Here is a 25487-nt window from a genome sequence, read left to right on the forward strand (position 1 = left end):
TCCTTTTATATAGCTTTTACTTCTCGCCCTCTATAAGCAAAAACAGCGAGTAAGATCACAAATGTCAAAATAAAATATATAAATTTAGGCACTCCCATAGCATCACCGCTAGCATATGAATGCATGCCCGTTAAATAAAAATTCACACCAAAATACGTCATCACGATACTAGCGTAAGATATCATCGAAGATACGCAAAAAGTATATATGTTATTAAATTTAGGAATAAACCTCAAATGCAAAACGATAGCATAAACAACAATGGAAACAAACGACCAAGTCTCTTTACTATCCCATCCCCAGTAGCGGCCCCAGCTCTCATTAGCCCAAATTCCACCAAAGAAATTTCCAACCGTAAGCATAGAAAGTCCAACTATCAAGCTTATCTCATTTATAGCTGTGATGTAGCGAATTTGATCATTTAAACGTTCTTTGTTTTTGCCATTTTTTAATATCATTAACACAAGAGCTAAAATTCCAAGCAAACACCCAAGACCCAAAAAGCCGTAACTCGCCGTAATAATCGAAACATGTATGCTTAGCCAATAAGACTTTAACACCGGAACTAAATTTGTTATTTGAGGGTTAACAAAACTCATGTGCGCCACAAGCATCACAACACTTGCAAGTAGCGACGCAGCACAGAGCGTAAGAAGCGAGCTTCTAAAAAACACCACTCCGGCTAGTGCAGCCGACCAACCTATATAAATCATGCTCTCATAACTATCGCTCCATGGCGCATGTCCTGCGATATACCAACGAAGAGCCAGACCAAAAGTATGAGCTGCAAATCCAAAAACAAATAGCCAAAAAGATATTTTTTTAATACCTTTATAATTCCCGCCCGTAAGTATCTCGGATAATGCCAAAATAAGTAAAATTCCGCCAAATACCATATAAAAATAAACAAGCTTTTTAAAAATTTCAAGTTTATTATAAGCAACCTCGGCTTTTATCTGAAATTCACTCGGTAAGATGTGTGCCGATACTTCTCTTTGGTAGTTTTTAAGCTGTGAAAGCGCAAAATTTGCCTTTGTCCAGTCGTTTTTATAAATACCCTCTCCAAGCGAAGAGATATAGTCATTTAAAAGCATTTTCGCCTCTTTGGCTACGCCGGGATTAGCAAATGCATCGTTTGGAGAAAGCCATCTATCGCTCTGATCGTTTGGTATCGGTATAAATTTAAAAAATACACCTTTAAGAGCTAAATATGCAACATTTATACGCTCATCAAATTTGACCATTTCGTTATCAAATTTAGAACGTTGCGAGGCTGGTTTGGCATTTGCCTCATCGCTTTGACTCATTAGCTTATATTCGCCCTTTTCATCAAACATAAAACTAAAACTAACAAAATTTTCACTCTCGTTTAAATTTAGAACTTTTTTAATATCGCTATTTTTAATCTTTATGATCTTTAGATCCTGCCAGAGCGTAGGGTTTATACTCATGCCCAAAATTATTTGCTCTGCGCTTAAACCAAATAAAGAATTTTGACCTGCAAATTTACTTACTATCTCATTAGCTTCCGTGCTCATCGGCTTTATGCGCCCCATGAAGTCTTGCACTAAAAGCCCTGCAAAAACACCGTTTGCATGAGATCTTGTAAATTTACCAAACTGTTTTAGATCATCATTTGCATATAAATTTGAATTGGTCGCAAAAACAAGAGCAAAGATAAATAAAGTGGCGTTATTTTTTATAAATTTTGCAAGTTTCATAAAGCGTGAATTTTTGGTAAAAAAGTTAGCTACAAAACCAAAACAAAGCAAGAAATACCCTACATAAGTAGGAATTTTACCAGGGTCTTTATTTACCTCCAAAACAGTTCCCTGCTCGTCTTTGTCATACGAGGATTGAAAAAGCTTATAACCGCTAAAATTTAAAGGGTTATTCATAAAAATTTTATAGTCCATTACTTTTTTATCGTCTTGCAAAACCTCAACACTGCTTGAGTAAGACGACGCACTTTGTGATCCTGGGTAGCGCTCTAGCTCAAAGTCGTTAAGCTTTACGGAAAACGGCAATGTCACTAGTTTTGATCCCCATGCAAGCATTATTTGCTTGCCATCTTGCTCGATAACTTGTGGTTCTCCAAGCCAGCCTACTCCACCCCTAAGACTTACTTCTTTTTGCTCTTTGTCGTCAAAGCCTGCTTTTACATTTAAAACGCTTCTTTTGCCTTTTGGAAAAGCTTGATAAGAGCTAAAATTTACGTTAAAAATTTTGTCGTCTATGGCTTGTGAGATAGAAAAGCTATTATCACCCAGTTGTGATAAATTTAAGAAGAATTCGAATGTTTTATCTTCTGTTATGATCTGCAAATAAGGCTTGACGCTTACCATTTCGTTTGAGTGTTCGCCCTCTCTTACGTGAAGCACCCCCTCTTCACCGCAATACCTAGTCAAAAAAGCACCCAAAGCTATCACGATAAAAGCAAAATGCACCACAAAAGCACCAAGATGGCGCCACATTTTTGTCTTTATGATGATAGCGCCTAGCGAGATCGTTAGCAAAAGCATAACGATCTCATACCATCTGGCGTCATAAACTAAAATTTTAGCCGTCTGCGTGTCGTAAATACTCTCTAAAAAAGTAGCCACCCCAGCTCCAGTAGCTAAAACGGATAGCATGAAAATAACAAATTTATATGACAAAAAAAAACCAAACAACCTCATGCTATCTCCAAAAAATCAAATAAAAATACTGTAAGTTTGTCCCGCATAAAGTATAAACATACGAAGCATCAAAACACCTATGATACTTGCAAGAGAACTCACGTAAAAAGCAAAACGAGTATGTGCAAATGTTTTGCCTAATAAGAAGTTAAATACGATAGGTATAACAAAGCCTATACCAACGACTCCTATCCAAAACATTTTAGCATATTCTCCACTAAAAAATGCCATGCTTGCCGCTTTTTGAACATCGCTTCCTATGATAAGCGAAACAAAAATCATACCGATAAGCAAAATTTCTGCAGCCATTACAGGCCACTCTATAGCGTGTAAAATTTTAAGATCGCTCGAATGCGTATCTTCTCTAAAAAACATTGCAGCAATAAGCCCGGAACCTGCTATGCCCGCACTTAATCCAGAAGCTACAAAAAGAGCCGGAAGCGCAGATGTATTTAGTATAGGAAATCTTACCAAAACAGAGATAAGAAAGCCGGTATAAGCGCATATCGCAACAGCAAAAATAAGCGTTAAAACAAACATAAGCGGACGAATAAAATTTAAAATGTTCATTATTAGTCCAAAAAATGCCTTTAAGAACGTAAAATGGTTTGCAAAAAATGCATTTAATTCCTTCTCAAAAGCATATAAAATCACAACAAAGCTAAGCGGTATGTAGATACAAAGTGCTAAAACACCTATAGACATAACCGAAGTAAAGTTATAATTTATCAAAATTTTCCAAAAATAAAGCGGCTTATCAAGGTCGGCAACCAAGCAAACCATACCTAGTAAAATAGTAACAAGAGAAAGCAAAGAAGCACCCTTAAACAAAGGCGTAACACCAGTTTGCTTTTTATAATACCTTATAAGAAGTGCAACGATAAGCGCTCCACCGCTCATGCCCGCTAGCAAAAGATACACAGCGATAGGCCAATGCCACACGACTCCGCTTGAAAAAGTATGAGTATAATTTATCGCACCATTCATTTCACACCCCCATTTTTACCGCAGGTATATAGCGCAAACTAGGTTTTGTGCCACACTCGGGACGCATTCTTAAGCTATCTTTTATACGAAGAAGCTTGCTTATATGCGACTCTTCATCGTTTAGATCACCAAAAACTAAAGCGTCGTATCTGCATGCTTCGACACAGGCAGGCTCTTTGCCCTCTGCCAAATTTGTATCTAAGCAGAAGTTACAGCTTTCTGCGGCATGATTTTCGCTATTTATAAAGCGCACATCATAAGGACAGGCTACTATGCAGTATTTACATGCTATGCAGTCATCGGCATTTGTTGTAGTTATACCTGTTAGCAAGTCCTTATGACAGGCGTTTGTTGGGCAAACGCTAGCACACGGTGCTTCCACACATTGTTGGCAGCTAACGCGCACATATCGTTTTTGCATCCTGTTATTTGGATCTGTTTTATCCTCTACAAAAAGCCTCATCTGTCCTTTAGGGACTAGATTTACTTTCACACAAGCTCTTTCACAGTCAGTACACCCGACGCATTTGTTTTGATCAAATATCATGCCGAAATTTGGTTTTTTAGTTTGCGCTTTTGGCTTATCATTTACGGCTCCGTAAGATGCCGCCGTGATAGAAGCCGAACCAAGAGCAAGGTATTTAACAAATGCTCGTCGTTTTAAATTTGTGTCCATATTCTCCTCCATTTTTGGGCAAAGAATTTACTTTGTTTGATGTATATTTTTTATTTCTTGTTCACTCATGTCTTTTACTATCTTAGAATACTCTCCCGGCTTTAATACCTTTAAAAGCTCAACTTCAAACACCACGGTAGATCCCGCAGGGATAGTTTCTAGCTCTTCATCCGCATACGCAAGCTCGCTAGGTATGACAAATTTGTATTTTGAACCGGCATTCATAAGCAAAAGACCCTCTTTAAAACCCTCTATAACATTTATCAAAGACAAGTGCATAGACGTTTTGTTATCGTATGTGTTTTCAAAGACTTCGCCGTTTGGCAAATACCCTTTGTAATGCACCTCAACAATACTTTCCGGTTTTGGCTTATCTCCTCCGCCTAGCACTAGCATTTCATATTGCAAACCTGATTTTGTTGTTTTTACATTTTTATTCTTGGCATTTTTAGCCATAAATTCTTTACCGATTTTTTTATTATTAGCAAGTTGTATTTTTTTATTTTCTTCAGTTATTTTATTTAGCCTATCAGCTCTTTCATTTAACAAAGAGATTATATCTTCGTCTTTCATTTTTGTCTGTTTTTTTAGAGCGTCTATAAGACCTTCTATTACGATATTAACATCAGACTTTACACCCATTTGCATTTGGTTGTGAAGCTGGTTTGATATATAACTTCCCGTTGATGCACCTATAGCATAAGACTCTTTTTCTTCAGTTGTCGACAGCTGAGCGCCAAATACACAGCTTGACAAACAAAAGATAGGAATTAAGCTTTTTAATATAACTTTTTGCATCGTTTTACCCTTAATTAAAAAATTTTATAAATTAAAAGGGCTACATAAAGTAGCCCCTATTTTTTACATTTTACTATTCAAAATTCTTTGCGCTTCTTCTACATAACCTTTAGCAGCGTCAAGTCTTTGTTTAGTATATTTAAAGCCATGCATACCCCATGAACCGTCTTTTTCAAGTAGATCAACAGTGTCTTGAGCTTTTTCAATTAGCTCGTAAACTCTTGATTTGTTACTTGGATCAAGTTTTTTGGTTTCTAGGATCTTATACATTCCCTCAATGCCGATCTTAACTTGAGTATAGTCGTTTTTGATAGGAGTTTGCCATCCCATAACTTCATCATAAGCTTGTTTTTGATTTTTGAAGTGTAGGGTCTCTTTTAGCTCTGATACAACAGGGCTGTGGCAACCTTTGTTTTCAACCATATCAAGATCCGCCCAAGATGTTCTAGCACAAGCCCACATCAAGTCAACAAAGTTTCTACCATCTTCATTTCTTTGGAAATGCCAATCCTTACCGTCTCTTGCTTCTTTTGAAGCAGCACCTGCAACGAATGATTTTTTATCAGGGCTAACATCGATTTTCCAGATGTGTGATCTTCTTTGAGTATCAAATCCCGCATTGTCTTGGAACTGGATAGCATAGAAGTTCTCACAACTCATCATAAACGGCATATGGCAAGATGCACAAGAGTTATCTTTGTGTGTATCGGCTCTTGCTGCTATATAAGCTTGCTCTTGGTGACAATCCGCGCAAGTTTTTCTAATTTTTGGTTTTGAGTAGAATGAGCTTAGATAAGCTTGTTCTGAGTTATAGTTAAGTCCTTTGACATTCTTATCACCCGTAACAAAACCTGTATTATCGTGTGGATCGTGGCAAGTAACGCATCTCATACCTTTTTCATAGTGAGCTGTAAAGTATGATTGAGAACCCTCTGAACCACATCCTGGTCCCATTGATTTAAATTTAGAGCTTAGTGCTAAGTCAGGAGCGATTTTACCAAGCGGATGAGCTTTGTAAAGATCAGGGCTCCAGTTAAATCTTTGGTGACAACGTTCACAGTTAGAAGTTCTAAAGTTTGTAGCTCCGTCAAGGTGTCCGCCTGCCCCGTGACACTCTTCGCAACTTACACCTTTTGATATAGTGTGTTTTTGTAGCTCTTTAGCATTACCAAGTGCTGCATAAAACTCTTGTTTGCTCTTGAAGTCAAATTTGAATGGGTGGCAAACCTCACAGTATGAAGCATTAGCTTGGAAGTTCATAGTGTGTTTGTATTTTGCAGCATAAGATGCAAGACCGCGAACATAGCCTGTATTTAGACCGTATTCTTCAAGTGTTTCAGGGAATTCCGGCACCCATTTTTTGATCTTCTTAACAGTTTCTGGAGTTAGGTTAAGAGCCCAAGTTCTTTGCCATTGGTTTGAACCCGGAGTGATAGTACCAGTACCATCTCTTAACAAACCACCATCAACATGGTAAGTTCCTCTTAACATCCAAGCATCAACGAAACCAAATTTAGTTCTAAGGTGACCTACGGTTGCAAAGATAACATCAGGAGTAATACCTTTTGGTAGGATTGATGCGGTATCTTCTGTAAATACCGGCTCTGTTAGGTTGTTATTAACCTCAGGGTGTTCGCCAGGGAAGCGAATAGTAGTTGAGTGACGAGATCTACTCCATGCTTCGTATTGTGCAGGGTGACACTCACCGCATTTTTCAGAACCTATAAATTTATTAGGAAAAGCTAGTGATGAACCGGCAGGAATTCTATACATCATAGAACTATAGCCTTGTCCTTGTTCACGTTTGCTTGCTTTTGACAAATCCTTACCGTGCCCCTCCTCTAGCCATTCGTGGCCCCTATCTACGACATTTATCTTGCCGTCAACTTTTCCGCCGTACTTTGTAAAAATCGGGTGATTTTTAAACAACCAGTCATACATCTCTTTTTCTTCAACGATGTAATCCTGTAAAGATACGACACCTCTATCCTTAAGGGTTCCCTTAGGATCAGCGATAACGCCTCGAGCTGCGCCGGTCATTTGCATATCGTGCGCACAGGCAGATGAAGCAAATATGCTAATACCGGTAAGCAACCCAAGGAGTGCTCTATCCAGACCTTTCATACTTTCCTCCTTCGAAGAATTTTTCAAATTTCAAAAATCAAGAAGATTTCGTATTGATAATACTAACAATAAAAAGGGGTAAAAAGAGGGGGAAAGTTAATATTTTATGAATTTAAAAATAAAATTGTAAATATAACACCGTCTTTTGTGTTTTGCACTGTTATAAAACCGTTATTTTTTTTCATTATAACCTGACTCATGTATAATCCCAGACCGCTGCCTTTTTCTTTAGTGGTAAAATTTGGGTTAAATATCTTTTTTATCACGCTTTTATCGATATTTCCAGCGTTATTTTCTATGGTTATCATACGCGATAAAGAGTTCTTAAAAGAGCAAATTTTAACCCTTTTTTCGCCTAGATGCGACTGTCCAAAAGCCTCTTTGGCGTTACTTATAATATTTATTAAAATTTGTATTATTTCATTAATATTTCCAAAATGAGAGAAATTTTCCTTAATTTCTACATCTAATTTTATAACATGATTTTTAAGAGCTGATTTTAAAATTTTTTGAGTCTGCTCTATCGCTTCAGCACTGGTAAATTCGCGCTTTATAGAATTTGGATTGAAGAAGTTTTTAAAGTCGTTTATAGTTTGAGACATAAATTTAACCTGCTCATCTACATCCTTAATCTTCTCATTTAATTTTTCTTTTGTTAATTTTCCTTTTTCATTATAAAGCTCTAAATTTATAAGCGTTGAGCTTATTTGTGCCAAGGGTTGCTTCCACTGATGCGAGATGTTGCCTATCATCTCTCCCATTGAAGCAAGGCGACTTTGATGTATCATAAGTTGTTCGTTTTGCTCTTTGATCTTTGCCATTTTTTCATGTATCTTGTATACTAAAAATACAAGAAGCACAAAAACTACAAAAAGTGCCACACTGCTTGTTATAAGCTCATTTGCGTGATACGCAAGGATGTTTTTGATGGGAATTTTAAAGGATATCATCGCTATCGTATCGCCGACCTTACCCTCAAAGTCCTTTGAGCTGCCGTATTGCTCCATCATCTTTTTAGGAACCGAATTTATGTTATGGCAAACCGCACATGAGGCTTGAGAGTTTTTAACAGGAAGTCCCACATATATGTAAGAGGTGTTGCCGTCTTTGATTACCTGCGAGAATTCCTCATATCTTTTCTCTTTAAAGCCTTCTAAAATTTCATTCTCAAACTCATCTCCCTCATGCTCTGGGTTTAAAGGATTGGTCGCGACAAGCTTATAGTCGTAATTTATCTTATTTTTTGAAAGTTGGATATTATAAATTTCACGTGTGATATATGATGACGACTGAAGTCTTGGGTCGAAAAAATCATCTTTTATAACGCCTTCCACCTTAAGCTCGTCTATCAAAGGACGCTGCACTATCGAGATATAATCCCGCACCGCATTCATCGTATCAAGCACATAAAATGCCTCTTGCTTAGCGTCTTTTAACGCAAGCTGTCTATAAAAGCTAAAGACAAGCCCAATGATGATTATATAAAGGATAGTAAAGATAGCCACCACAAAACGAAATCTATATTTCACAGATGTAACCAACCCCGTATAAATTTCTAATCGTATCTTTGCCAAGCTTTTTACGAAGCTCTTTAACTATGGTTTTTATCGCTTCTTTGCTTGGCTGGTCAAATTCCCAAAGATAGTCAAATAACTCTTCATAAGTGACTGCCTTGTTTTTATTTTTCAAAAAATACTCAAGTAAGCGACTCTCGCTTTTTGCAAGGTGACAGGCAGTATCTTTTATGTAAATTATCTTTTTAGCAAAGTCATATCTTGCTTGGGTATTGATATTTAAAATTTGTCTATCACCTCCAAGCTCACGAGCTATATCTTTTAATGCGGCGATAAAAGCCTCTTTATCATAGGGCTTTGGTAAAAACCTAGTTATCTTAAGCTCTACCGCCCTCCATAAATACTCTTGCTCGGTATGACTTGAAAGTATGATGATGGGTATGTTTTGGTTGTTTTGACGAACTCTCTTTATCACCTCAAGCCCGTCCATATGAGGAACCGTTATATCAAAAACAAGCACATCATAAAAACCGCTTGTGGCTAGATCAAGTGCCTCAAGTCCATCTTCTATACCCATAACTTCGCCAAAAAACAGCTCTAAAGTTTCGGTTAAATTTTTTAAAATTCCAACTTCGTCCTCTAAACAAAGAACTTTTTTATCCGATAAAATTTCTAAAATACTGCTATTTGGCACAAATTTCCCTTTAAATTTTCAACGATAATTTGCATATTATCAAAACAAGGCTTAAATTTAAAAGCTCAAATTAAAAATTTACTTTTACTAATATTTAAATATTTTATTATTAAAGAAGATAATTTGATTAAGTAAATTTAAAAAGACCGCTAGTTAAATTTAACGGTCTTTTTGTGAGATATTAATGCAAGAAGTGGCGAATGCCCGTAAAGTAAAGCGCCATACCGTATTCGTTTGCAGCTTCGATAACTTCATCATCTCTTATGCTACCTCCAGGCTCTACTATACATTTTACACCTACTTTATGAGCTATATCTATACTATCTCTAAACGGGAAAAACGCCTCACTAGCAAGTGTGCAACCATTTAGATTAATCCCCATATCTTTTGCTTTGGCAACTGCAGCACGAGCCGCATCCACACGACTTGTCATACCCATGCCAATAGCTACAACAGCGCTATCTTTTACATAAACTACACAGTTGCTTTTTGTAAGAGCGGCAACTTTCCAAGCAACATCAGCGTCCGATAGCTCTGCCTTACTGGCGGCTCTTTTGCTCATTAGTTTCATATTTTCAAGTTCCGCATCTTTAACGTCATCTCTTTCTTGATAAACAAAACCACCATCAACGCGTTTAAAGTCGTATTTGTCGTTTGCACGAACTAAGAATTTGTTATCTTGCGTGAAAATTTTAATACGCTTTTTACTTTCAAAAACAGCAAGCGCATCTTTATCTACATTTGCAGCGATAATTACTTCAACATAAATTTCATTGATCTTTTGTGCCAGCTCTTTATCAAGTGTGCCGTTTATCGCCACTACTCCGCCATAAGCAGACACCGGATCACACTTTAGTGCCTCAACATAACTCTCAAGCAAATTTGACTTTACTGCAAAACCGCATGGGTTAGCATGTTTGATAATCGCCACGGCAGGAGCTTCATTGAAGCTTGTCGCAAGCATTAAAGCACCGTTTATGTCTGTTAGGTTGTTAAAGCTAGCTTCGCCCTTTAGTGCGCGGAAGTTGTTGCTAAAGAAGTATTCAAATTCATAAAGCGCACCTTTTTGATGTGGATTTTCACCATACCTTGTATCAAAAACTTTATTTCCGACGATAAATTTAGACGCGCCAAATCCTCCGTTAAATCTATCGTTCATATAGTTTGCTATCATTGAGTCATATGCTGCCGTATGCTCGTAAGCTTTTATCATCAAGCTTCTTCTAAATTCGATATCGTCACGTTTTTCTCTAAGTCTTACTAAAATTTCGTCATAGTCAAGAACATCTGTAACTATCAAAACATCCTTGAAATTTTTAGCCGCACTTCTAACCATAGCAGGACCGCCGATGTCGATATTTTCGATGATCTCATCAAAATCATCAGTGCGAATAGTAGTTTGTTTAAACGGATATAAATTTACACAAACAAGGTCAATACCCTCAACTGCGTTTTCTTTTGCTTGAGCCACATGCGCCGCATCATCTCTTTTGTGTAAAATTCCGCCGTGAATTTTAGGATGTAAAGTCTTTACGCGACCTTCAAACATTTCCGGACTTTTAGTGACTTCTGCTACTTCAAGAGCTTTTACTCCGTTTTCATTTAGCATCTTATGTGTTCCGCCTGTAGATATCACTTCCCAGCCAAGCTCTACAAGTCCTTTTGCAAACTCAACAATACCCTCTTTGTCGCTTACGCTAATTAACGCTCTCACTTCTTCTCCTTTTAGTTTTAGTCGTCTTGCTTAACAAGTCTTGTAAACTCGTTTAGATATATCTCTTTAATTTGCTTTAAATCTCTTTTAATGTCGTTTATTTCAAATTTATTACTTCCGGTAACACCTATCTTCACAGCCTTTACGCCGTATTTTTGTGCTAAAGATTTAAATTTATCTTCATCTTTTACTCCAACTATCGCACGAGAAAAGCTTTCGTCAAATACCCATCTTTTATCCTCAAAGTCGCAACTACAAGTAGCACCGATACCGCTCATGCAAGCCATCTTAGCCAAAGTCATAGCAACTCCGCCTGTGCCAATAGAATTTGCAAATTCAAGAATGTCGTTTTTATTTGCCTCTATCACAAGATCCCATAATGCTCTTTCTTGTTTATAATCAACGTCTTTTAACTCACCTGCTACGACGTTAAAAAGTGTTTTCATATATAAACTTCCGGCAAATTCTCCGCTTGTCTCGCCAAGAAGATAAATGGCTGTATTTTCGCCTTTAAATATGCTTGGTAAATTTTTATTAGCATCTTCATTTACACCGACATTAACGATCGCAGGAGTTGGATACACACTAACTCCATCCGTATCATTATAAAGACTTACGTTGCCGCTTACAACAGGAGTGTTTAGCTCACGACAAGCCTCCTTGATACCCTCGCAACCTTGTGCAAATTGCCACATAACTTCAGGATTTTCGGGATTTCCATAGTTTAGGCAGTCTGTTATAGCAAGAGGCACGGCACCACTCATAGCTACCTTACGTCCACTTGCCGCAACAGCCATGGCAGCTCCTATTTTAGGATTTACATAGTTATGTCTTGGAGAGCACTCCATACCCATAGCTACAGCTCTACCGGTCTCTTTTACTCTTATCACACCTGCTCCCAAAAAGCCCGGTTGTTTTATTGTATTTGTTTGGATATTTGCATCGTATTGGTCATAGACAAATGATTTATTTAGCACGTGTGGGTCGCGAAGCAGTTTGTCAAAGGCTTCATCGTTGCTAACGGCCTTATAGTCGTTTATCGTTACATTTTTTATCTCATCAAGATACTTAGCTTTGGCAGTCGGACGATCGAGCACCGGAGCTGCTTCACTTAAAGGCTCGATAGGTATCTCTCCAACCAACTCGTTATGCCAGTAAAGCTCCATCTTACCGCTACTAGTTACCTCTCCGATAACTTCCGCATCAAGATCGTATTTATTAAAAATCGCTCTTATCTTCTCTTCATAGCCTTTTTTGGCACATATCAGCATACGCTCTTGGCTTTCACTAAGCATAAGCTCATACGGTGTCATGCCTTCTTCTCTCATAGGAACTTTATCAAGATGCATTTTTAAACCACTACCGCTACGTCCTGCCATCTCAAAGCTTGAACTCGTAAGTCCTGCAGCGCCCATATCTTGGATACCTATAATATAATCAGTCTTAAATAGTTCCAAACAAGCTTCCATAAGTAGCTTTTCGGCAAACGGATCTCCTACTTGAACGGTAGGACGAAGCGATTTGTTTTCGTCATTAAAGCTATCACTTGCCATAACCGCACCACCAAGACCGTCACGACCTGTCTTTGAGCCGACATATATCACAGGGTTACCAACACCTTCAGCTTTTGCGTAAAAAATTTCATCGCTTTTGCAAAGGCCCAAAGCAAAGGCATTTACTAGGATATTGCCATTAAAACTCTCATCAAAACTTACTTCGCCGCCGATAGTCGGTATACCCATGCAGTTTCCATAGTGTCCGATACCAGCTACCGAACCTTTGATAAGGTGGCGTTGATAGCGAGCAACTTTATCAGATCCTAAGAAATTTCCAAATCTAAGCGAGTTCATGTTAGCTACGACTCTTGCACCCATGGTAAATACATCGCGTAAAATTCCGCCAACTCCAGTGGCTGCACCCTGATATGGCTCGATAAAGCTAGGGTGGTTGTGGCTTTCCATTTTAAACACAGCCGCATATCCGTCGCCGACATCTATAACTCCGGCATTTTCACCAGGTCCTTGTATCACCCAAGGTGCTTTTGTCGGAAAACCGTTTAGGTATTTTTTACTTGATTTATATGAGCAGTGTTCGCTCCACATCGCAGAAAAGACACCAAGCTCAAGTAAATTTGGCTCACGTCCTAAAATCTTAAGAATATTTTCATATTCACCGTCGCTTATTTTATGAGCTTTTATCGTAGCCTTATCCATTTTTGCCCTTTGTGAGATTTTAGTCTATTTTACTCTAACAAGGCTAAAAAAAGGGTAAAATAACCGCCTTATTAAGCCTATGAATTTGTATCAAATTTGTGTATTTTGAGGTATAAGTCGGCTGTATTTTTCTTCAAGTTCGTCTATTTTAGAAATTATAAAATCATACATATCGCCGTCAAATTTACCTTCGTCAGTAAAAACTACTCCGTCTATATCTACATACGCTTTGCTTTCGCCCTGCTCAAAAAAGCAAACAGACTCTGCGTTGAAATCTTTTAGCTTCATCCATTCAGGGGTTTTACCCTTGCTTATGCCGTAAACATAAATTTCATTAATTTGGCTATCATTTTCTTTTAAATTTGATAAAATTTCGGGGCTTATCTTTATAGCTATCATGCCAAGTGCGCAGACAAACTCAACCAAATCATCGCAAAGTCTAAATCCACAATGCTGCTCAAAGTCATTTACGGACATCAGATCGGCTGCATTTTCAGCAGCGTCCACATAACTAAACTCATCGCCTAACTCTAAAATTCTACTTTTTAAATTCTTTAAGCTTCCCATTTTTATCCGATCAAATTTTAAATTTAACCAAAAATTTTACTTAGATGGCTTTTGTAGTCGTTTATAAATTTTGACACATCAGGCATTTTGATAACATCGTTACAGATAAAAGACTCAAGAGGTTTGATACCTAAAAATTCATTTGCTTTTCTAAAATGCAGATAAACGCCATCTACTCCAACTCCCTCAAAGAATTCATTTTTATCCGTGAAGGCTTCAATAGGTGCATTCCAAGTAAGAGATAGCATGTGTTTTTTGCCGTTTAAAAGTCCGCCCGTTCCGTAATCCTTCGTAGGCGCAGTGCGATGACGACCATCACTTGCATACAATTTGCCATGACCAGCTGTGAAAACATCATCCATGTATTTTTTAACTATCCAAGGCTCACCCATCCACCAGCCTGGCATCTGCCAGATCACAACATCCATCCATAAAAATTTCTCGATCTCTTCTTCTATATTATAACCTGCGTCGATCACACACTCTTTTATCTCATGTCCCATCGCGCGTAAATGCTCTTTGGCTACTTCATGCAAAGTCTGGTTAAGCCTACCCTCTGAATGACCAAATTTTTTTCCACCGTTTATAAGTAAGATTTTCATATTATTCCTATTTTTAAAATTTATTTTCCTAAGCAAAAACTACTAAACATTTCATCTAAAATTTCATTTCGCTCAAAAGGTTTTGTTATCATGCTTATGTGTTTTATGGCAGAATTTATCTCATAAGCAAAGAGTTCAAGTTCGCTCTCATTAAGCAACTCTAATGCTCTTTTTATAGCATTAGAAGCATCCATGCAGGAGTTTATTTGCATGCTTGAACTTAGTATTATTTCATCGCTATCTTGAGAGTTTAAGTATTGTTCTATCTCGCTTACAAGAAGCTCTGTGCTATTTTTGGCTGAAATTTTTAAGACATCTGGCAACTCAAGCTCAAATTTAATATCTAAATCGCTTTTATTTAAAACAAAAAAGACTTTTTTATTTAAGTCACTGACAAGTTCTAAAATTCTCTCATCTTGCTCGTCTTTAAAATTTGACCCGTCAAAAACAGCCAAGACGATATCCGCTTCTTCGATCGCCTTTAAAGAGTAACTAATGCCAATGTTTTCGACATTACCGGCATTTTTACGAATACCTGCCGTGTCTATTATACGCACCAAATGCGTTCCGATATTTAGATTTTCTTCTATCCTATCGCGAGTAGTACCAGCCTCATCTGATATTATGGCTCTTTCATAGCTTAAGAGCGCATTTAAGATAGAACTCTTGCCGACATTTGGCTTGCCAACTATTGCTATTTTAAAACCCTCTATCAAGCCTTGACGACTTTTGCTAAGAGCAACGATACGTTCTAATTTTGCGTGATTTTGACTTAACATCTCTGAAATTTGACTCATCAAATCACTTGGTAAATCATCATCGGCATAATCAATACTTGTCTCAACAAATGCTAAAGTTTTTACGAGCTCTGCTCTAAGCTCATTTGCGTATTTGCTCAGATCACCTCTCATTTGACGAGCAAGAATTTTAACAGCGCCTTCACTTTTTGCATTTATTAACGACTGTATAGCATTTGCTTTAGCAAGATCCATCTTGTCGTTTAGAAACGCCCTATGGCTAAATTCTCCGCCTCTAGCAAGTCTAGCTCCGGCAGACAAAAGCTCGTTTAAGATCATGCGAGCAACCATATATCCGCCATGCATTTGAAATTCAACCACGTCTTCGCCAGTAAAGCTAGCTGGAGCTTTAAAATAAATCATTATAGCTTCGTCTAAAAATTCACCATCAAGCGAGTAAATTTTACACAATGTTGCCATGCGAGGCATAAGTTCTGATTTTTTAGTAAGTTTTAGAGAGATATTAAGCGCATCGGCTCCACTTAAGCGGATCACACCTATTGAGCCGATACCGTTTGCCGTTGCTATCGCGGCGATAGTTTCATTTTTTAAAGAAATCATTTACAACTACAAATTTATCACTACCGTTTGATTTTATTCCAACATATTTTTCAGGGAAAGTAGCGCGCAGTTTCTCAAGTGCTATCTTAACCAACACGCCGTCAAGTGGCTTTGTCTGAGCCTTGCCGGTATTTTGCACACGTTCTATTATCGACGTTAGGTATTGATCTATCATAGCCTCTTGGTTTTTCAAAAATTCAGCTATCTCAAGACGGATAGATAAGTTATATTTGGTATTTAACCAATTATGAAGCAAGTATGATATAGCCTTGTATCTATAACCCTCTTTGCCGATAAGTAGAGCTGCGTCATCTCCGTCAAGCTCGATAAGAAGACATTCGTCACTAAATTTTGAAACCTCTATCTTGCTTATACTAAAGCAACTAGCATTTAAAAGTCTTGTTAGATCATTTTTGATTATCGGTAAAATTTCATCGAAATTTATACTATTTTTTTGTCTTTTATCCTCTTTTTCCTCAACCTTAGCTTCATTACTATCTGTATTGAAATTATCAATTATAGAGGTATCAAGGATATCTTTTTGCTCTCGTTTTTGAGGCTTTACTTCAGGAGTGTCGATACGTTTTATGATGTATTCTGGTTTTTCCTCTTTACTTTCACTGATATCCACACCAAAAGCATCCTGTGCCAATGCGTTATTTTTGTCACTTAAGCTTTTCTTTGCTCCATTTTGTGCAGAGTGTTTATTTTTTTTATTTTTTCCGTTACGCCTGCGTTCCTCTTTTGGTTTGTCCTCTTTTTTGTCGGCTCTACCGTCTTCTTTTTTATTTTCGATATGTTTTTTGTCTAAATTATGCTCGCGTTTTTCGTGTTTTTGCTCTTTTTTACGCTCATCATGACGATCATTTTGTCTGTGATTTGACTTTTTTTCTATATCGGCTTCAATAATGGCATTTTTTTTAAAAAAACCCAAAAAACCGGAACTTGGATGTTGGATAACTTTAATATCAAGTTCGGTCACAGAGCATTTTAGCTCCGTAGCCGCTTTTTGAAAGGCCTCTTGTAAATTTGAAGCTTCGATACGCATTATGCTTTTACCTCCGCTTTTTTCTGTTTTGCAAAAAGTTTATTAACAAAAATTTGCTGAATAACAGAACAAACGTTGTTTATAAACCAGTAAAGTGTAAGGCCTGCAGGGAAGGTCACAAAGAAAAATGTAAATATTAGCGGTAAAAATTTCATTATCTTTTCTTGCATAGGGTCGCTAAATGTTGTTGGTGTAAGTCTTTGCTGTAAAAACATAGTTACACCCATTAAGATAGGCAAGATAAAGTATGGATCCATCACAGAAAGGTCATGTATCCACAGTATCCACTCAGCGCCTTTAAGCTCGATCGCATTTAATAAAACCCTATAAATCGCGAAAAATACAGGAATTTGAAGTAGTATCGGCAGACATCCACCCATTGGATTTGCACCGTGCTTTTTATAAAGCTCCATCATATGTGCGTTTAGCTTTTGCGGATCGCCTTTATATTTTGCTTGAAGCTCTTTCATCTTAGGGGATAGTTCTTTTAGCTTGTTCATTGACAACATGCCTTTGTATGTTAGAGGGAACAATACTATCCTAATCACCAGTGTAAGAACAACTATTGCCCAACCCCAGTTGCCTATATGCGAATAAAGAAAGCTCAAAAATGCAAACATTGGTTTTGCTATAAAGCTAAACCAACCATATTCTACAACATCGGTTAGGCGTATATCTATCGCTTTTAACGCCCTATACTCTTTAGCGCCGATATATCCACTGCCTTTAAAATTTCCATTTTGTTTAATAAATGCTATTGCATTATTTTGTGGGTCTACGCTAGTAACAACACTTAAAGGCCTGTCAAAAGAGTAAAGCAAGGTTGTATAGTATCTATCCGAAGCAGCAGCTATATTTACGTCACTAAATGACTCTCCGCCATCTAAATCATCATCTTCAAGTATAGTAAGTTTCTCATCTGCATGTCTTAAAAGAACACCGTGGACCGTATAGCTATCAACCGAAACATTTGGTCTAAAACCAGGGGTTATAAAGTATTCTACTTCGCGACTTAAATCAACATCAACATCATAACTTCCATCCGGTCCAAAGGTTATCTTTTTAGTTATAGTAAGACCGTCTAAATTTTGAGTTAAATTTACACTCCTACTAGTGCCATCAACACTGATCTCATTTACATCAGCGCTATAGTTTACATTAAAGGCTTGGTTGTTTATAGTTGTGTCACTAAATCTAAGTTCAAGAGGCAAAGGAGACATTGCCGTTAGCTGAGTTCTTTCTCCATCTTCTGTTTTATATTTTTCTTCGTTAAGATAAAATTTACTGATACGACCTAGCTCATCTATATGAGCTTCATAGTCTTTAGCCTTAACAACAACTAGCGTTTTATCGCTATTTGTACTTGATGTTTTTGGAGTTAAAGAGCCGTTTTGAGATACGGGAGCCGAATTTGAAACTGATGTTTGCGCTTGAACGGTTTGATTTTGTTCATTTGGAAGCGTCTTTGGGATAAAAAAATAATCATAAACGATAAAAAAGACAAAGGATAAAAGAGTTGCGATAAGCACCCTTTTTTGTGTCGATAGGTTATTCATTTTAATGTTTTCCTCTTAATGAATCTAAAACTTTTATAACATAAAATTTACTATTTTTACAAGGAACCAACCAAAATTCAATATCTGCAACTTTATCCTGCTTTGATAGTGAAATGGATGTAAATTTTTTGCCTACAACAGGGTAATCTATACCACCTTTAAATAGTTGATTGCACTTTAGAATTCTCATAAGGACAGCAAAAGAAGCTAAAAAAATATTATTATTTTTAAATTGCCAAATGGCGTATTCCGAGCAAGAAGGATAATAGCGACAGGATTTAGGAAGAATTTTAGAAATGTAGTTTTGGTAAAATTTAATACACAAAATCGCAAATTTATTCATTTCAGGCATCCTAATTTCTTAAGCGACCAACGCACATTTTTTTGAATTTTATCAAACCTAAACTCATTAAGCCCATTTTTTGCTACTATGACGTAAATGCCGCTTTCAAGTTCGTCACAAACTTCTAAAAAAACTGCACGTAACAATCTTTTCGCCCTATTGCGGACGACCGCTTTTCCTACTTTTTTACTAGCTACTACTGCTAATTTGTTCTGGATTGAAGGTTTATAAAAAAGGACACAGACTTCACTGTGCCATCTTTTTGCATCTTTATAAACCGATGAGAATTCTTTTGAGTCGCTTAAAGACTCAAAGTTTGCTAAGCTGCCAATCTTTTTCTACCTTTAGCACGTCTAGCATTTATAACTTTACGACCATTTTTAGTTTTCATTCTTAAACGAAAACCGTGAGTGCGTTTTTTAGGGGTTTTGTGAGGCTGATAAGTCCTTTTCATCTCTTTCCTTAAAATTAATATAAAAGCGTGATGTTATCAAAAAAATACTTAAATTCCTTTGAATATAACTAAAATCAGACACAAGTATTAAAATTTTAAGCAAATTAAAATATAATACCAAAATGGAAATTTCGCAAAAAAACGAAACATTAAAAAAGTTATATTTTTTAAAAGCTATCGGATATAAATTTATAAATGAAAATTTTATTTTTTCGCAAAAAATATCCGAATTTGCCGATGTGGACGAACTAAATCATCAAATTTCACAATGCAATTTATGCCACCTTAGAAAGTCCGCAAATACGGCCTTACTAGGATATGGCAACAAGCAAAGCAAGATAATGTTCGTCTGCCTTGCTCCAAGTCCAAATGCCGATAAAAACGCAGAGTTGGTTTCTGGGATGCTTGGCGCAAAATTTAGCGAACTGGTCTTTAACTCGCTAAATCTTAACAAAGATGAGTTTTATGTAAGTTCTATCTTAAGATGTAAAAATCTAAATTTAGAAGGCAAAGATATGGCAAATGATGAGTGTTTTGAACTTTGCAGACCTTACCTAATGGAAGAAATAGAGCTCATAAAACCAAGCATAATCATAACTCTTGGAGAAGAGGCGTTTTTTAAGCTTTATGGGCAAAATATTGCAAATACAAATTTCAAGAGCCTTAGAGGAAGTGTTTTAAAATTTCAAAACACCCTCTTAATGCCTACGTATTCGGTAATGTGGCTTATGAAAAACCCTAGTTTTGAAGATGTTTTTTGTGCTGATTTAAAAAAGATAAAAGGTATGATATGAAAAAAATTATTATAGCTCTTACGGCGATTTATTTTTGTGCTTTTGCCAAAACCCACATTATGTCAAATATCGCTCCAGCAAGTATCCAATATATAAATTTAGAGCCGGATTTTTGCGATATAGCCTGTCTAAACGAGCTTTTAGAAAGTGATATGTTAGCTAGTTTTATGGCTAGATTTGAGCCAAGCGTCATAAAAGATCAAAACTTAAGCATGATGTATGCAAGCCTTGGTGGAAACATCACGTTTGTCGCTGACGGATCAAATAAAATAGCTGTCATCATCCCACAAAAAATCATAAAATCATATACAAACGTAATAACTGACGCGATAGTCTCCTATGCAGCGCAAACAAATGCAAAAATTCAAATCGAATTTATCTTTTGCGGGGATGAGAGCGAAAGCTCGGTATCAAGTGCTCTAGACCAAGCAAGAGCACGCAACATCAGCTACTTTATAGCTCCTTTTACGAAAAACGGTTTTAAAATTTTAAAGAAAAATTTAGAGCAAAAAGAGTTTGCATTTATACCGACTATTAATGTTAGAGCAAATGGAGAAACAGCGCCAAACATCGTCTTTGGCGGTATAGACTACGAAGCTCAAATAAGAGTTTTAATGAGTATGGCAAATGATAAAATTACTGCTTTTAGCGATACAAGCTATCTTGGAAATTTACTAAACGACTATACGAGACAATCGAGCAATGGTGAATTTTACGATGTACAAATCGACTCAAAAGAGTTAAATTTAGAAGAATACCTAAACAACAAAACCAAATACAACAACACAAGCATGTTTTTAAATTTACCAACTATCAAGGCTTCTTTGATAGCTACGCAAGCAAGAGGTTACGAGATCGCTCCACACGCTCTTCTTAGTACACAAATAAACTACACTCCGCATATCTTTAACTCCATAGATGAAAAAAATAGGCAAAATTTATATATTGCAAACTCCATAAGCGAGATCAATGATGAACTTTTAGCCACAACCGCGCTCTTTGGCGTGAATTTAAATTTTAACTGGATAGCCTACTCTTCAAATATCGGACTTGAATACATCTATACAAATTTTATAGACACTGCCAAAAAAAGGGTCTTTCATGAAAGCATACAAAGCTCACAAGTCGGATACGATATAAAAATTTATGAAGCAAAGGGCTATAAATTTTCGCCAGTCAAACTCATGGAAGAAGAGATAAAAGACAACAATTCCTCACTTAGCCTTTGAGGCTTGCCGTCCTTTAAAAAGGCAAGAGTTACGTTCATGGCAAATACCGACTCTAGCTTTGTTTCGCCGTTTATATCGCCTATTCTAAAAATTTCTTGGCGTAAAACAAGCGAAGCCTTTTTGATCTCTAAAACACTTGTTTTAATCTCTAGCAGATCACCCAAAACAGATGGCTTTATAAATTTAGCCTCTAGCGAAGATACTACAAAATGGCTACTTGGCAAGAAGAATTTTCTACCTGCCGTAAAAAACAAGTCGCTCCTTGCTCGTTCGCAAAATTTAATATAATTTGCATGATATACTATCCCACCTGCATCGGTATCTTCGTAATAAATTTTAACTCTCACTATCTTACCTCTTTTCTAGTTTTTATATCACACCTTGCGCCGCGAGTTATCATTAAAGACTGCTCGTAAAAAAGCAAAAGAGTTATAGAAACACCAACTCCCATAGCTATCGCCACACCAGCGGTCGTAAGTGCGTTATCAAAAAATATTATAAGCAAATTCATCTTTTCGCTTGCGTCATCGCTTTTTATAAACGAAAAAAGCGCAAGTATACTTTTATACGCGTAAATTCCTGGAACCATCGGCAAAAGTGCCGGAAATGCGATAATCTCAGCCGGCACCTTAAGCCTTTTTGCAAAAAACATACCAAGTATCCCTGCCAAAAACGATGCTATCAAAGTCGCCACCGTGATGTTGAGAATTTGCACCTGAAGTATCAAAAATCGACTAGCGTGTGATATCGCGGCGATGAGTGCGGAAAATGCCAACGTTTTAGCAGGAGGCGAACTCGCATATGCAAAGCCTAGTCCCGCAACAGCTGCAAACAAAGCATCTATCATGGTTGCTAAAAATAGTTCAAACACCAATCAGTCCTATATTTGAGATAGAAAGCGTCATATAAACACCGATGGCTATACATAAGATGAGTATACCCGTGCTAAAGGCGCGACTTATGCCGACAAGTATATTTTCGTTTAAAATATCAAATATCGAATTTATCATAAAAATTCCAGGCATCATAAACAAGATACTAGAACCTATGGCGACATCAGGCGTCGTGGAAAATCCAAAATGAACTCCCAAATATGCTATAAATGACGATATGAATGAGACGATTATGTATTGAAGTTTTAAATTTACGCTAAATTTAGCAAGCAAAAATCTACAATAAAACCCTATAAATGTAGCCACAAACACAGAGATCACAGCCCCAAAATCACCACCAAAAAGCTTACAAAAAGCCGAATTTGCAAGCGTTATAAAAATGAGCGTTTTAGCAAAAGAGTTATTTTGATGAGTTATGATATCAGCAAAATGCTCCTTTGCTACTTCAAGACTAAATCTATCATCATATATCTGCCAACTAAGTGCGCTAAGTTCCGAGATAAGTCTAAAATTTACAACAGAAGTCGCGGTGCTTTTAACATAAGTCCGCCTAATAGAGTTATCAAGCGGGTCCATAACGCTAATGGTAAAATTTCTAACAAATATCGTTAAACTAACATCATAACCATAAGCCCTTGCTATACGACCAACACAACGATCGATCCTTGCGGTATACGTGCCGATACTTAGCATTTTTGTAGCGTATTCGATCAAAAAGTCGGTAACGGCTTGGATATGAGGTTTTTCTTTCATGCCTGACTTTTAGATTTTATCGCACTTATAAAAAATAGTAAAGTCTGTGCCATAAGCATTAACTTCATTACGTATTCGCTTGCTTTATGCATAGCGTCAAACTCAGCATTGCCCATCGTCATCTCTTCTCCCATAGCTTGTGCAGCGATGATAAAATCCGTAAAATAAAACACAAAAGCAAGAGCGAGCGCTAAATTTATAAACGCCAATGCAAAGCTTGAAATTTTAATATAAAAGCTTGTTTTTCCTTTTGGACCAAATAGCTCAAATAACAATGCAAATGCACTCACAAAAAGCAAAGCGTAATTATACTTGATAAAAATTTGCGTCATTATCACTCCACTTTCAAAGTGAGTAAGCGGGCTTTCTCCCATATATCTTTGCGGATAAAATATCGCAGGAGCTACAAATACACCAAGAGCAAGCTCCACACCAATAAGTCCAGCCAACAAAAACAAATACACGTTTTTCATACTTTCCCTTTAGTTTTATTTAAATTTTTTGCAACAAATCCGCGGTCAAATCCGGCTAGATCCGTATAAAACTCCGCACTAAATCCATAAAATTTCAAACACTCACCCATCGCTTTTTTTTGGTCATATCCCATCTCACAAGCAAGATATCTAACACCTTTTTGACTTGCGATCCTTACTATATCTTTTAAAATTTCATCGCCTTTTTCACCGCCAAAAAGTGCGGTTTTAGGCTCGTTTAAAACCCATTTGTCAAGCTTGTAATCATTTGCGATGTAGGGTGGATTTGAAATTATGATATCAAACTTCTCATCCACTGTGTTTAAAAACTCGGTTTTTACAAATTTTATTTTATCCGCTACGTTAAATTTTAACGCATTTTGCTTTGCATTTTTTAGCGCTATTTCACTGATATCGGTTGCAACTATACTTGTGTCTAAATTTAAAGCCAAACAAACGCTTATTATCCCACTTCCTGTACCGATCTCAGCGATTTTTGGATTATCAAATTCCTTTGATAGCTCAAGCACTTTTTCAACTAAAATTTCAGTCTCTGGTCTAGGGACTAAAACTCCGCTAAGCACGTCAAATTCAAGCGAGTAAAACGAGGCAAGACCCGTTATGTATTCAAGAGGTTTGCCATCTTTAAAACGCTCTATCAAAGCAAAATATCCGCTCTCGTCTTGCAGTTCGTTTTTTAAATTTAAAAAAAGCTCGTTTTGGCTTACCTTAAGGTGAAATAGCATTAAATTTCTTGCTACGTTTGCACCGCTTTCGTGGATCTTAAGCTCGCTTCTAGCCTTTACTAAAGCCTCTTCAATCCTCATTTTCAAGCTCATTTATACGTTCGACAAGACTTGGATGCGAGTGATATAGTGTCGCATAAAGCGGATGTGCAAGCGGGAAAGCTTTGTTTTGACTACCTAACTTTTTAAGCGCATTTATCATACTTTGCCTATCTTTTGTTTTTGCGCCAAATTTATCTGCATTAAACTCATTTTTACGACTTATATATGAGATAAATGGGCTAAATATAAAGCTAAATATAGGACTAAATAAAAGTAAAAACACTATCACGGCACCGCCACCGCTCATACCTAGCGCGTCATAAGCGCCTTTATTAATATTACCAAATACTCCAAAAAGACAAAACAACATAAGCGAACTTAGGGCTATCATTTTTAAAATATCCTTATGTTTAAAATGCCCCAACTCATGTCCCAAAACAGCTATGATCTCATCCACGCTTAGTTTTTTAATAAGCGTATCAAAAAGCACCACGCGTTTTGTAGCACCAAGTCCTCCAAAGTAGGCATTTAGACGATTATCACGTTTACTTGCATCCATCACAAAAACACCACTACTTTTAAAGCCAAGGGAGGTTAGTAAATTTTCGATATTTGACTTTAGTTCGCCGTCTTCAAGCGGAGTTACTTTGTTAAAAATAGGAGCTATAACGGTTGGATAAATGAGGTTTATTATCAAAATGATGCCAAAGCTTATCAAAAATGCCCAAAACCACCAAAGTTCGCCAAGTGCCTCAAGACAAAACAGAAGCAGCCAAACAAACGCCGAGCCAAAAACAAGCGTTAACGCGAGCGATTTTATCGTGTCTATGATAAAAATTTTAGCTGTTACGTTTGAAAAACCGTGCTTTTTGTCTTTTATAAATTTTTCATAGACATTAAATGGCAAATCAAATAAAGAATTTATGATCAAAAAACTCATTACAAAAACGATGTATTCGGTATTTGAGGCTGTTTTGACAGTAGCTTCAAATAAAATTCTAAGACCAAAAACAAGCCAAACAATACTAACAAAAGTACCAAAAATAAGAGAGGCAAGTTCAAATTTTTGATTATCTATGGCAATTTTAGCCGCGTTTTTATACTCGGCTTCTTCTAAAACAACGGCAGGCTTTAAACTCTCTTGTTTGATAAATTTAATCTGCAAAAACGAAACATAAGCCTTAAAGGCAGCATAAAAAACGAATAAAACTACAAAAAAACCAAGCATTTA

The 25487-nt window shown here is 36.8% G+C and carries 25 protein-coding genes; 2 read left to right on the top strand and 23 right to left on the bottom strand.

All coding sequences use genetic code 11. The features are described from left to right. Nucleotides 1–5 precede the first annotated feature (5 nt). From ccsA to rpmH, 17 genes are all read right to left on the bottom strand, one after another. Nucleotides 6–2678, bottom strand: coding sequence for a cytochrome c biogenesis protein CcsA (gene ccsA / locus CCAL_RS05325; RefSeq protein WP_170015504.1), 2673 nt, complete (start codon nucleotides 2676–2678; stop codon nucleotides 6–8). 15 nt (nucleotides 2679–2693) lie between these two features. Further along, nucleotides 2694–3665 (bottom strand): NrfD/PsrC family molybdoenzyme membrane anchor subunit, encoded by a 972-nt coding sequence (nrfD, locus tag CCAL_RS05330; protein WP_170015506.1) that lies wholly within the window; start codon nucleotides 3663–3665, stop codon nucleotides 2694–2696. Between the two features lies 1 nt (nucleotide 3666). Then, the gene (locus CCAL_RS05335; RefSeq protein ID WP_169935610.1) at nucleotides 3667–4341 is read right to left on the bottom strand and encodes a 4Fe-4S dicluster domain-containing protein; all 675 of its coding nucleotides are present in this window, start codon (nucleotides 4339–4341) and stop codon (nucleotides 3667–3669) included. Between the two features lie 27 nt (nucleotides 4342–4368). Beyond that, nucleotides 4369–5139 (bottom strand): FKBP-type peptidyl-prolyl cis-trans isomerase, encoded by a 771-nt coding sequence (locus CCAL_RS05340; protein WP_169971626.1) that lies wholly within the window; start codon nucleotides 5137–5139, stop codon nucleotides 4369–4371. 63 nt (nucleotides 5140–5202) lie between these two features. Next, nucleotides 5203–7263: a cytochrome c3 family protein gene (locus CCAL_RS05345; RefSeq protein ID WP_169935607.1), complete on the bottom strand. Its 2061-nt coding sequence runs from the start codon at nucleotides 7261–7263 to the stop codon at nucleotides 5203–5205. Nucleotides 7264–7367: 104 nt separating this feature from the next. Continuing rightward, nucleotides 7368–8792 (bottom strand): ATP-binding protein, encoded by a 1425-nt coding sequence (locus tag CCAL_RS05350; RefSeq protein WP_170015740.1) that lies wholly within the window; start codon nucleotides 8790–8792, stop codon nucleotides 7368–7370. Beyond that, on the bottom strand, nucleotides 8782–9471 hold the full coding sequence (locus CCAL_RS05355) for a response regulator transcription factor (RefSeq protein WP_170015508.1): 690 nt from the start codon (nucleotides 9469–9471) through the stop codon (nucleotides 8782–8784). Before CCAL_RS05355 ends, CCAL_RS05350 begins: the two co-directional genes overlap by 11 nt. Before the next feature lie 181 nt (nucleotides 9472–9652). Continuing rightward, the gene (gene purH, locus CCAL_RS05360) at nucleotides 9653–11185 is read right to left on the bottom strand and encodes a bifunctional phosphoribosylaminoimidazolecarboxamide formyltransferase/IMP cyclohydrolase (protein ID WP_170015510.1); all 1533 of its coding nucleotides are present in this window, start codon (nucleotides 11183–11185) and stop codon (nucleotides 9653–9655) included. Between the two features lie 17 nt (nucleotides 11186–11202). Continuing rightward, nucleotides 11203–13398: a phosphoribosylformylglycinamidine synthase subunit PurL gene (purL, locus tag CCAL_RS05365; RefSeq protein WP_170015512.1), complete on the bottom strand. Its 2196-nt coding sequence runs from the start codon at nucleotides 13396–13398 to the stop codon at nucleotides 11203–11205. A gap of 90 nt (nucleotides 13399–13488) precedes the next feature. Beyond that, the gene (locus tag CCAL_RS05370; RefSeq protein WP_170015514.1) at nucleotides 13489–13965 is read right to left on the bottom strand and encodes a hypothetical protein; all 477 of its coding nucleotides are present in this window, start codon (nucleotides 13963–13965) and stop codon (nucleotides 13489–13491) included. Between the two features lie 23 nt (nucleotides 13966–13988). Then, entirely contained in the window at nucleotides 13989–14567 is a 579-nt protein-coding gene (locus CCAL_RS05375; protein ID WP_170015516.1) for an NAD(P)H-dependent oxidoreductase, read from the bottom strand. Nucleotides 14568–14587: 20 nt separating this feature from the next. Further along, complete coding sequence (gene mnmE, locus CCAL_RS05380) at nucleotides 14588–15925, bottom strand: tRNA uridine-5-carboxymethylaminomethyl(34) synthesis GTPase MnmE (RefSeq protein ID WP_170015518.1); 1338 nt, start codon at nucleotides 15923–15925, stop codon at nucleotides 14588–14590. Then, complete coding sequence (locus CCAL_RS05385; RefSeq protein WP_170000028.1) at nucleotides 15906–16973, bottom strand: Jag N-terminal domain-containing protein; 1068 nt, start codon at nucleotides 16971–16973, stop codon at nucleotides 15906–15908. The genes mnmE and CCAL_RS05385 overlap by 20 nt, the downstream gene beginning before the upstream one ends. Further along, nucleotides 16973–18529 carry a membrane protein insertase YidC gene (gene yidC, locus CCAL_RS05390; RefSeq protein WP_170015520.1) on the bottom strand — a complete coding sequence of 519 codons (1557 nt, stop codon included), beginning with the start codon at nucleotides 18527–18529 and terminating at the stop codon, nucleotides 16973–16975. Before yidC ends, CCAL_RS05385 begins: the two co-directional genes overlap by 1 nt. A 1-nt stretch (nucleotide 18530) precedes the next feature. Then, nucleotides 18531–18872, bottom strand: a complete 342-nt coding sequence (gene yidD, locus CCAL_RS05395) for a membrane protein insertion efficiency factor YidD (protein ID WP_170015522.1) — start codon at nucleotides 18870–18872, stop codon at nucleotides 18531–18533. Further along, nucleotides 18869–19204, bottom strand: a complete 336-nt coding sequence (gene rnpA, locus CCAL_RS05400) for a ribonuclease P protein component (protein WP_169936029.1) — start codon at nucleotides 19202–19204, stop codon at nucleotides 18869–18871. Before rnpA ends, yidD begins: the two co-directional genes overlap by 4 nt. After that, on the bottom strand, nucleotides 19192–19326 hold the full coding sequence (gene rpmH, locus CCAL_RS05405) for a 50S ribosomal protein L34 (RefSeq protein WP_002940373.1): 135 nt from the start codon (nucleotides 19324–19326) through the stop codon (nucleotides 19192–19194). The genes rnpA and rpmH overlap by 13 nt, the downstream gene beginning before the upstream one ends. 122 nt (nucleotides 19327–19448) lie before the next feature. Here rpmH and CCAL_RS05410 point away from each other — a divergent pair, with 122 nt between their 5' ends. Both CCAL_RS05410 and CCAL_RS05415 read left to right on the top strand, forming a co-directional pair. Next, the gene (locus CCAL_RS05410; RefSeq protein WP_169971620.1) at nucleotides 19449–20120 is read left to right on the top strand and encodes a uracil-DNA glycosylase; all 672 of its coding nucleotides are present in this window, start codon (nucleotides 19449–19451) and stop codon (nucleotides 20118–20120) included. Then, nucleotides 20117–21349 (top strand): hypothetical protein, encoded by a 1233-nt coding sequence (locus CCAL_RS05415; RefSeq protein ID WP_170015524.1) that lies wholly within the window; start codon nucleotides 20117–20119, stop codon nucleotides 21347–21349. Before CCAL_RS05410 ends, CCAL_RS05415 begins: the two co-directional genes overlap by 4 nt. Here CCAL_RS05415 and CCAL_RS05420 read toward each other — a convergent pair. The 6 genes from CCAL_RS05420 to CCAL_RS05445 are packed head-to-tail and all read right to left on the bottom strand — an operon-like array spanning nucleotide 21280 to nucleotide 25484. Then, nucleotides 21280–21696: a YbgC/FadM family acyl-CoA thioesterase gene (locus CCAL_RS05420; protein WP_170015526.1), complete on the bottom strand. Its 417-nt coding sequence runs from the start codon at nucleotides 21694–21696 to the stop codon at nucleotides 21280–21282. The genes CCAL_RS05415 and CCAL_RS05420 overlap by 70 nt on opposite strands. After that, nucleotides 21696–22196, bottom strand: a complete 501-nt coding sequence (locus CCAL_RS05425; RefSeq protein ID WP_194239095.1) for a threonine/serine exporter family protein — start codon at nucleotides 22194–22196, stop codon at nucleotides 21696–21698. Before CCAL_RS05425 ends, CCAL_RS05420 begins: the two co-directional genes overlap by 1 nt. A gap of 16 nt (nucleotides 22197–22212) precedes the next feature. Beyond that, nucleotides 22213–22995: a threonine/serine exporter family protein gene (locus CCAL_RS05430; protein WP_170015530.1), complete on the bottom strand. Its 783-nt coding sequence runs from the start codon at nucleotides 22993–22995 to the stop codon at nucleotides 22213–22215. Further along, on the bottom strand, nucleotides 22992–23468 hold the full coding sequence (locus CCAL_RS05435; RefSeq protein WP_170015532.1) for a DUF4149 domain-containing protein: 477 nt from the start codon (nucleotides 23466–23468) through the stop codon (nucleotides 22992–22994). The genes CCAL_RS05430 and CCAL_RS05435 overlap by 4 nt, the downstream gene beginning before the upstream one ends. Next, nucleotides 23465–24295 carry a peptide chain release factor N(5)-glutamine methyltransferase gene (prmC, locus tag CCAL_RS05440; RefSeq protein WP_170015534.1) on the bottom strand — a complete coding sequence of 277 codons (831 nt, stop codon included), beginning with the start codon at nucleotides 24293–24295 and terminating at the stop codon, nucleotides 23465–23467. Before prmC ends, CCAL_RS05435 begins: the two co-directional genes overlap by 4 nt. Further along, nucleotides 24285–25484: a M48 family metallopeptidase gene (locus tag CCAL_RS05445; protein WP_169971580.1), complete on the bottom strand. Its 1200-nt coding sequence runs from the start codon at nucleotides 25482–25484 to the stop codon at nucleotides 24285–24287. Before CCAL_RS05445 ends, prmC begins: the two co-directional genes overlap by 11 nt. Between the last annotated feature and the right edge of the window lie 3 nt (nucleotides 25485–25487).

Origin of the sequence: Campylobacter sp. RM6914 (genome assembly GCF_004803835.1) — a bacterium.
GTDB classification, from domain to species: domain Bacteria; phylum Campylobacterota; class Campylobacteria; order Campylobacterales; family Campylobacteraceae; genus Campylobacter_A; species Campylobacter_A californiensis.